Source organism: Clostridium tanneri (assembly GCF_033659955.1).
Classification (GTDB): domain Bacteria; phylum Bacillota; class Clostridia; order Clostridiales; family Clostridiaceae; genus Clostridium_AM; species Clostridium_AM tanneri.
Map to the genome: position 1 here is coordinate 1 of NZ_JARUJP010000043.1, position 8,501 is coordinate 8,501.

Here is an 8,501-nt window from a genome sequence, read left to right on the forward strand (position 1 = left end):
ACTCAATTTATTGAGAAGATTCATTAAAGAATTGCTGGTTTATATATTATAGATAAGTTTTACTTACCTTACTCTGTTTAATTTTCAAGGATCATGTCGATTCAACTCGACTGTTTATATAGCTTATCATCTTAACCTTAGTTCGTCAACCGCCAATTTATACCAAGTAATTCACAGTATTATTAAGTTTGTTGACAACCTTTTTTGGTTGCGGGAGTAGGACTCGAACCTACGACCTTCGGGTTATGAGCCCGACGAGCTACCAACTGCTCCATCCCGCGATATTTGGTGCTGAAGACCGGAATCGAACCGGTACGGGTTTTAAGGCCCGCAGGATTTTAAGTCCTGTGCGTCTGCCAGTTCCGCCACTTCAGCTTTGTGTTTGTCACTCATCAAGCGACAAGTAATATCTTATCATCTATAATCACTATATATATTAAACAATCATAGCTTTAACCTACTTCACCTAATTTATACTATGTTTTTTAAATAATTTCTTCATATATCATATACTGACACACTAGACGCTGTTGTCATAAGTAACCCATCGCTTTTAGATAATAACCAAAGCATATAAGTCTATCCTTTTAACTTAAATATGATTATTCCAATTATCATAAAAAATAATCCTACTAATTTAGTATATTCAAATTTAATTTGTGGACTACCGAATAATCCAAATGTATCGATTGTAGTCGCAATTATAAGTTGAATAACAAGCATTATTGCTATGGAAAAACTAGCTCCTAGTATTGAAATTCCTTTTGCAACACTAAAAACAATAATAACTCCAAAAACTCCACCTAGAAGATAAATCTTATTAATTTCCCCTATCTTACTAAAACTTCCACTACCATATATCAATGTAATAATTAATGCAAATATAAATCCAACGCCATGGACCACCGTAGTTGTTTCTAAAAAACCAATTTTATCACTTACTCGTGTATTAAAAACCCCCTGCAAACTTATAAAAATACCTGCAAGAATAGAAAATAAAATTCCTATCATTTTGATCCCCCCATCATTCATATTAAATATTTTAATCATTACTATTCATAAATATTTCCGCTAGACAATTCTTTTAGCTTATGAAAATCTTTAATAATAATTGTACCTCTCTTTCTGATAATAATATCTTTATTAACAAATTCATTTATAATTCTGTTAAGATGTCTATAGCTAGTTCCAAGCAAATTTGCTATTTCAGTAAGCTTGCTTGTTCTAATATCATCTCCACTAGAACTGCTGCCTTCTCCGCTTATTGATAAAAGGTAACTTGCAAATCTACTTTCTAATGGATATAAAAGATTTATTGATGTTGCGTTAGAGGTATTATATAGTTTATAACTTAAGTTTTTTATTACAAATCTAAGGAATTTAGTATCATTGTAAGCATATTTTTTCAGTTTCACAATTTCTATACCTATTAAAAAAGTTTCAGTAACTGATTCTACATTGCACAACCCCTTATAATCACTTAACAATTCTACATCACCTAGTATACTCAAAGGGTTACTAAATCTGAGTAGAATTGATTTGCCGTTATCATGTAACGTATATACTTTTATTTTTCCTTCAACTAAAAAGTAAACATAGTTTACATAGTTATCTTTAGTACATATCATATCTCCCTTACTAAAACAAAAAAGCTCCATATGCTCAATCATATCCTTTTCAAATATAGAATTTAATTCAAACTCTTCTATATATTGATTTAGTCTATTTATATCAAAGATTTTTTTCATAAGTTACCTCACTTATAAATTAATAGTTATAATTTATATTACCGAACTAACAGAGTTACAAACCTCTCCTATGCATATCTAGTATAAAACAGAGCATAAAAATAAAAAAGGACAAATGTCCTTTTTACTAATTTAGTTTTACCATTGTATATAAAAGAACACATTAAGTTCCCAGTAGTATCAAATTATTTTTATGCTACCTACAATATTGTTTTGAAAATACAAATTGTGATAAACTATTATAGTGTTTTTATAATAATCTACAGATAAATAAAGGTATGTGGTGATTCTATGAGAAATAAAAAACTTCTGTTAACTATATTATTACCAATTATTCTATTAACTTTTTACTTTCTATATAAACATTATTTTAGTTTTACTAAGCCTATAGAAGTATCACAAAATATGCAGTTTAAAATAGATTTTCAAAATCCCATAATTTTTGACGACAGTACGATAAAAAGTATTGTAGTTGAAGATGCTGAAAAAACTCCAGCAGATGCTTATGTATTTTTAAGTACAGATAAAAAGAGTATTTTGGTTAACCCTCCCATTGGAGGATATATCCCGGGCAAAAAGTATTCTATAACTGTTTCCCCAGAAATCCACTTTGACAATTATAAGCTAAAGGATAAAAAGTATATACCCTTTATAGTGTTAGATAACAAAAACCAACCTCCTACAAAGATTAACAAAAAAGTAGAGTATGGCGATATAATTGGTGTAACAGATGAATTTATGGGCTACAAATATAATCATTATGGAATTTATCTTGGTAACAATAAGGTAATTCACTATATAAGTACTACCGGTAAAGTGGAAGATTCAAAAATACAAGAAACTGATATGGATACCTACTTTAAATCTGGTAAATACTTTGTTTTAGATTTAAATAATTCATCTAAATTTACCGCTGAAGAAGTAATTAAAAGAGCCAAGAGTAGACTTGGTGAAAATAGTTATGATCTTCTGCAAAATAACTGTGAACACTTTGTATTTTGGTCTAAAACTGGAGATAGTAAATCTTATCAAATAGATACCCTATCTGATCAACAGGTAAGTCAACTGCGACTGCTTATTTCCATGGGAGTTCATCTTCAGTATTAAATATAATACAAAACCTGAAGAGTTTCTTCATTAATAGCGCTTAAGATTAATAATTAACTTTCTTATTTAAACTCAAGATCCTGGTAAAGTTTATTTAAAATAACTATTGACATATGGTTAAATATACTGTATTATAATGTTAAACGAAATACTTAATGCTATATCTTTTATTAAAAGGGAGTAGTTATAAATGTACTGTCAACATTACGATTAGCCTAGCTAATCTGGCATTACATACCAAGTTGTTTGGTTACAAGACTTTTAATATAATCCTCTATTCGGGTTATATTAAAAGTCTTTTTATTTTGATTAAAGGAGTGGTAATTATGACGAACTTTTACAGAGAATCCGCTAAAGAAGTTATGAATATATTAAATGTATCTTCTGATGGACTAAATGACTCTGAAGTAAAAAAAAGAAGGGAGAAAAATGGATTTAATGAACTTCAAGAAGGTGCGAAAAAATCTGCAGTTCAAATTTTCTTTGAACAGTTTAAAGACCTTCTTGTTATAATACTAATAGCCGCTGCAGTTATTTCTATGTTTCTAGGAAATAGTGAAAGTGCATTAGTTATATTTGCTGTTATAATTCTTAATGCAATTTTAGGTACTGTACAGCATATTAAAGCTGAAAAATCTTTAAATAGTCTTAAGGCTCTTTCTGCACCTATAGCAAGAGTACTCCGAAATGGTGAAAAGATAGAAATCCCGTCTCGTGAGGTAGTTATAGGAGACATTTTGTACTTAGAAGCTGGCGATTTTATAAGTGCTGATGGAAGAATTATTGAAAACTACAGCATTCAGGTTAACGAAAGCTCTCTTACTGGTGAATCAGAAAGCGTATTAAAGACAACTGATGTCATAGATGGAGATAACGTAGCAATTGGTGATAGAAAAAATATGGTTTTTTCCGGCAGTCTTGTAACTTACGGTAGAGCAGTTATGGTGGTAACAGAAATAGGGATGAATACTGAACTTGGAAAGGTAGCTTCCTTATTAGAAAGCACTAAGGAGAAAAAGACTCCTCTTCAAATTAGCTTAGATCAGTTTGGAAAAAAACTTGCTGCTGTAATACTTGTTATATCTGCTATCATTTTTGCTTTAAATATGTATAGAGGTTATGCAGTAATTGATTCCTTTATGTTTGCAGTAGCTTTAGCTGTTGCAGCAATACCGGAGGCTTTAAGCTCAATTGTAACTATAGTGCTTGCCCTCGGAACTCAGAAAATGGCTGGTGAAAATGCGGTTATAAGAAAGCTTCAGGCTGTAGAAAGTTTAGGCAGTGTTTCTGTAATATGTTCTGATAAAACTGGTACCTTAACACAAAACAAAATGACTGTTAAAAATGCTTATGTATATGGAAAGATATTTAATTCCACTGATTTAAATACGGATAAAGCTTTAGAAAAAGATTTATTATTAATGAGCTTATTATGCAGTGATGCAATTTCCTCCGGTGAAAAGGAAATTGGTGACCCTACAGAAATTGCACTAACAAACTTAGGTAAGCTTTATAATTTAAATGAAATAGAGGTTAGAGAAAGCTACCCAAGACTTGGTGAACTACCTTTTGACTCTGATAGAAAGCTTATGAGTACTGTAAATAATATTGATGGAAAAAACTTAATGTTAACAAAGGGTGCCTTAGACGTATTACTAAATAGAACTATAAAAATAAGAACTTCTGAAGGTGTAAGAGACTTAACCTCGGATGATAAGGTAAAAATCGAGAAAATTAACAAGGAATTCTCTCAAAATGGTCTTAGAGTATTGGCCTTTGTCTACAAAGAAATAGATGAAAATAAAGTTATAGGTTTAGAAGATGAGAATGATTTAATATTTCTTGGTCTAATCTCAATGATGGACCCACCAAGAGAAGAGTCTGCTAAGGCAGTTTCTGATTGTATCCAATCTGGCATTAGACCGGTAATGATAACTGGTGATCACAAAATTACTGCCTCTGCTATTGCTAAACAAATAGGTATATTAAGAGATGGCGATCAAGCTGTGGAAGGACATGAACTAGATAAATTAAGTGATGAAGAACTTAAAGAAATGGTAAGCAAAGTCTCTGTTTATGCTAGGGTATCTCCTGAACACAAAATAAGAATAGTGAGAGCTTGGCAAGAAAGAGGAAATGTAGTTGCTATGACTGGTGATGGTGTAAATGATGCACCGGCACTTAAACAGGCAGATATCGGTATAGCTATGGGTATTACCGGTACAGAGGTAGCTAAGGATGCTGCTTCAATGGTGTTAACAGATGACAATTTTGCTACTATAGTAAAGTCCGTGTCTAATGGTAGAAATATATACAATAATATTAAGAACTCTATAAAGTTTTTACTCTCTGGAAATACCGCTGGTATACTTTCCGTGTTATATACTTCACTTGCAGCACTACCTATACCATTTGCTCCAGTTCACCTACTATTTATAAATCTTCTTACAGATAGTCTCCCAGCTATTGCATTAGGGTTAGAACCTCATAAAAAATCTGTGATGAATGAAAGGCCTAGGGATATAAATTCACCTATATTGACAAAAGAATTCGGAAATTCAATACTTGTTGAAGGTTTAATAATTGCTGCGGCTACAATGTCTGCCTTCCATATAGGTTTAAAAACTGGTGATCATATGCTTGCAAGTACAATGGCCTTTGCAACTTTATCTCTTGCTAGATTGTTCCACGGATTTAACTGCAGATCTAAGGAATCATTGTTTAAGATTGGAGTATTTTCAAACAGGTATGCATGGATAGCTTTTGGTTTAGGACTAGTATTCTTGAACTCAGTACTTTTCTTTGAACCACTAAGAGGTATATTTGAAGTTAGCAGTCTTACTTTAAATCAGCTAGGAACTATATATGGCTTAGCTTTTGTACCAACTTTAGTGATCCAAGCTTATAAAGCTGGTCGTAGTAAGTTTAAAAGAGTAAGCAGAACTAATAATACAATAGTTAGTGAAAATGCAGTTTAGGAAAGTTAATTTTCACTTTATTAAAAGTAGTTTAGAGACAAGACATGCAGTATATATGTAAAAAAGTAAATTTAACTCTTAAAGAGGGCCTTACAGCTTTGTCAACTGTAAGGCCCTCTTTAAGTATTGTTGGATTACCTGTAGTCTGAAAATGTCCCCCATATTTCAACTCTGTTAAAGTATGGAATAGTAGAGTTAAAATAAACAATTATAGGGGCCTTATCTAACTCTGGGTGAGTTTCAAATAATTTTCTATCTCCATATCTAATAGATTCAAGGGCTAACGGTAATTCTCTTCTAAAAATTCTGTTTCGTATTGCTGTATTAACAGTTCCCAATTTCCCACCTACATGGAGATATACATTGAAAAAATATTTGTTGTTTATTTTAATCCACTCTCCTAGAACTTCATCTCTCATAGGATTAATTTTTTCGTAGGCATATCGCTGCCCAATGGTTAGGAATAGTTCTGCAGTTATATCAGAGTGAGTTAGGGTATATTTTCTTGGGATAGTTGGTTTTGTGGGAGTTATGTTTGGTAGGTATTGCACATGGAGTTTTTCTGGATTTAGCCTTTTCAAAAGGGTTGCACCTTCTATTTAAATTACTATACTGATTTAGTATATGATGACTTAAAGTATTTTGATATGAAAATATAATCAATACTAATAAATATCACTTTTTTAGGTTGGAACATTGATTTTTTCCTGCTTTGTTAGCTATCATCAATATATTATTCGACCTTATTCATAAAAATAGTGCTTTGGAACTCTTTCAGTAATACGTTGTATCTGTTCATCTGCATAGGAACTTACATACTTGCTAGCTTCTTCCCAGCTTATGTTTTCAGCACCTTGACTTCCTATAATTACAGCTTCATCAAATTCTTTAATTTTTCCCTTCAAATTAGATATATCTACCATTATGCCGTCCATGAAGTAGTTAACTACAGGAACTCGTTGATCAGCTATTAATACCTCTTTCCAACCACGACTAATACCATCACCATAACCAAGCCCAATAATAGCAACCTTAGTATCCTTTTTTGCTATAAACCTATCTCCATAGCCTCCAGTTTCACCAGCTTTAATAGTTTTAATCTTTAAAATCCGTCCCTTAAGTGTAACTAATGGTTTTACCCCATCAGGAAGATCCTTTTCACCTTCCTTATGTTCTAAACCATATAAAATTATTCCGCAGCGAACCATATCGTAGTGTGACTGAGGATACATTAGTATGCCAGCTGAACCTGCTGCATGTGCTATCTTAGGTCTTAAATTTTCTTTTTCTAGTCTATTAAGAACTTCGTTGAAACATTCAATCTGTTTAATAGTAAAGTTTTCATCAAATTCAGCATTTTGAAAATGAGTATATATTCCCTCTACTTTTACATTTGGGTACTTATCATAAATTTTTTTAATAAAATTAACAGCCTCTTTAGGCTCAATTCCGTATCTATTTAAACCAGTATTTATTTTAACATGTATATTAACTATTTTGTTACACTCAGATGCGCTTTCGTCTAACGCCTCTACAATTTCCTCGTTGTCTACCATTGGAGTAATATCATTTATAGTAATCCAAGAAGCCTGCAATGGAATAATTGGCGCAAGCAATATAATTGGAATCTTAATACCTGCTTTTCTTAAGGAAAAAGCTTCAATTAGCCTAACAACACCAAAAGTATCACATTTACAATGCTCTAGTTCATAGGCTATAGGCACCATGCCATGTCCATAAGCATCTCCTTTTAGTACTGCCATAATTTTTATGTCTGGCTTTATCAAATTCCGTATAATACTAAAATTACGCTGAAGCTGACTTAAATTAATATCTATTTCATTAACTTCTGGTATAGGATATTTCTCAGTCTGATCTTCACCTATGGTAATAGAATTTGCAAGATTATAAGTTACTTTTCTTCTCATTTTAAGCCCACTCCTTGTTTTGTCATTTAAGCTCAACAGTGTGCTATGAACTTATAGTATATACCATAGTGTATTTCTAAGTGGATTAATTTATACTCTTGAAAACATTTTCCAAATTATGTTAATTATATCTACCTTTTTTAACTTCTGATACTTGTTCAATATATCCTTGTATAGTCTTTTCCATATGTGTCCATGATCGTTTTGAGAATGCAATTTTTATTCCCGTTCGCTTTGATTCTCTCTTAATAAACTCTGTCAGACCATGTCCTACATAGTCAACTAATACCAATATTAAGTCTGTCTTCTCTGGTATTTTTATCTTTTTATCATTACTCTTCCTGCCACTTATATGCTCAATACTACTGAAACCACTTTCTCTTAATTTATCTGTTATGTTACCAAGCCTATCCGCTCCTACAAGCAATATACTCATAAATTCTCCCCCTATTTATAAAAGTTTGCTTTTTATATACTTAAAATACTAAAGGTAGGCTTTTTCTCTCATCCTTTATTACTAGGTAAATTATAAAAGATGATTAACGTTATAATATCCTTCCTTTACATTTTTTAATTTTATAACTTATCTCTTATATGTACTTATTGAAAATGAATATCAATATCACTTAATTTTATTATAATACATATTTAATAATTTGCAATAGCCTATACTAAAATTTCCTCAAATGCAATATCACACTCTCTCAGATGATACCTTCTTTAGTAATATACTATAAAGA

7 protein-coding genes and 2 tRNA genes are annotated in these 8,501 nt (G+C 31.4%); 2 read left to right on the top strand and 7 right to left on the bottom strand.

Annotated features, from left to right (window positions below):
- Positions 1–205: 205 nt before the first annotated feature.
- The 4 genes from P8V03_RS18440 to P8V03_RS18455 form a co-directional block, all read right to left on the bottom strand.
- Positions 206–281: transfer RNA gene (locus P8V03_RS18440), tRNA-Met, on the bottom strand.
- 5 nt (positions 282–286) lie between these two features.
- Positions 287–375 (bottom strand) — tRNA-Leu (locus P8V03_RS18445).
- A gap of 204 nt (positions 376–579) precedes the next feature.
- Positions 580–1,011 carry a DMT family transporter gene (locus tag P8V03_RS18450; RefSeq protein WP_261673577.1) on the bottom strand — a complete coding sequence of 144 codons (432 nt, stop codon included), beginning with the start codon at positions 1,009–1,011 and terminating at the stop codon, positions 580–582.
- A gap of 41 nt (positions 1,012–1,052) precedes the next feature.
- Positions 1,053–1,748, bottom strand: a complete 696-nt coding sequence (locus tag P8V03_RS18455) for a cyclic nucleotide-binding domain-containing protein (RefSeq protein ID WP_261673576.1) — start codon at positions 1,746–1,748, stop codon at positions 1,053–1,055.
- A 291-nt stretch (positions 1,749–2,039) separates the two neighbouring features.
- Here P8V03_RS18455 and P8V03_RS18460 point away from each other — a divergent pair, with 291 nt between their 5' ends.
- Entirely contained in the window at positions 2,040–2,855 is an 816-nt protein-coding gene (locus tag P8V03_RS18460) for a lecithin retinol acyltransferase family protein (RefSeq protein ID WP_318799291.1), read from the top strand.
- Positions 2,856–3,181: 326 nt separating this feature from the next.
- Positions 3,182–5,833, top strand: coding sequence for a cation-translocating P-type ATPase (locus P8V03_RS18465; RefSeq protein WP_318799292.1), 2,652 nt, complete (start codon positions 3,182–3,184; stop codon positions 5,831–5,833).
- 134 nt (positions 5,834–5,967) lie between these two features.
- Here P8V03_RS18465 and P8V03_RS18470 read toward each other — a convergent pair whose 3' ends face one another.
- The 3 genes from P8V03_RS18470 to P8V03_RS18480 form a co-directional block, all read right to left on the bottom strand.
- A complete protein-coding gene (locus P8V03_RS18470) occupies positions 5,968–6,414 on the bottom strand; it encodes a staygreen family protein (protein ID WP_318799293.1) in 447 nt (148 codons plus the stop codon).
- Positions 6,415–6,576: 162 nt separating this feature from the next.
- Complete coding sequence (gene alr / locus P8V03_RS18475) at positions 6,577–7,761, bottom strand: alanine racemase (protein ID WP_318799294.1); 1,185 nt, start codon at positions 7,759–7,761, stop codon at positions 6,577–6,579.
- Positions 7,762–7,882: 121 nt separating this feature from the next.
- Complete coding sequence (locus tag P8V03_RS18480; RefSeq protein ID WP_261673571.1) at positions 7,883–8,197, bottom strand: DUF2325 domain-containing protein; 315 nt, start codon at positions 8,195–8,197, stop codon at positions 7,883–7,885.
- Positions 8,198–8,501: the final 304 nt, after the last annotated feature.

Excerpts from the sequence above, each read along its gene's own strand:
- P8V03_RS18480 (WP_261673571.1), bottom strand. The coding sequence starts at position 8,197 with ATGAGTATATTGCTTGTAGGAGCGGATAGGCTTGGTAACATAACAGAT.
- P8V03_RS18450 (WP_261673577.1), bottom strand. The coding sequence starts at position 1,011 with ATGATAGGAATTTTATTTTCTATTCTTGCAGGTATTTTTATAAGTTTG.
- P8V03_RS18460 (WP_318799291.1), top strand. The coding sequence starts at position 2,040 with ATGAGAAATAAAAAACTTCTGTTAACTATATTATTACCAATTATTCTA.
- P8V03_RS18465 (WP_318799292.1), top strand. The coding sequence starts at position 3,182 with ATGACGAACTTTTACAGAGAATCCGCTAAAGAAGTTATGAATATATTA.
- P8V03_RS18455 (WP_261673576.1), bottom strand. The coding sequence starts at position 1,748 with ATGAAAAAAATCTTTGATATAAATAGACTAAATCAATATATAGAAGAG.
- alr (WP_318799294.1), bottom strand. The coding sequence starts at position 7,761 with ATGAGAAGAAAAGTAACTTATAATCTTGCAAATTCTATTACCATAGGT.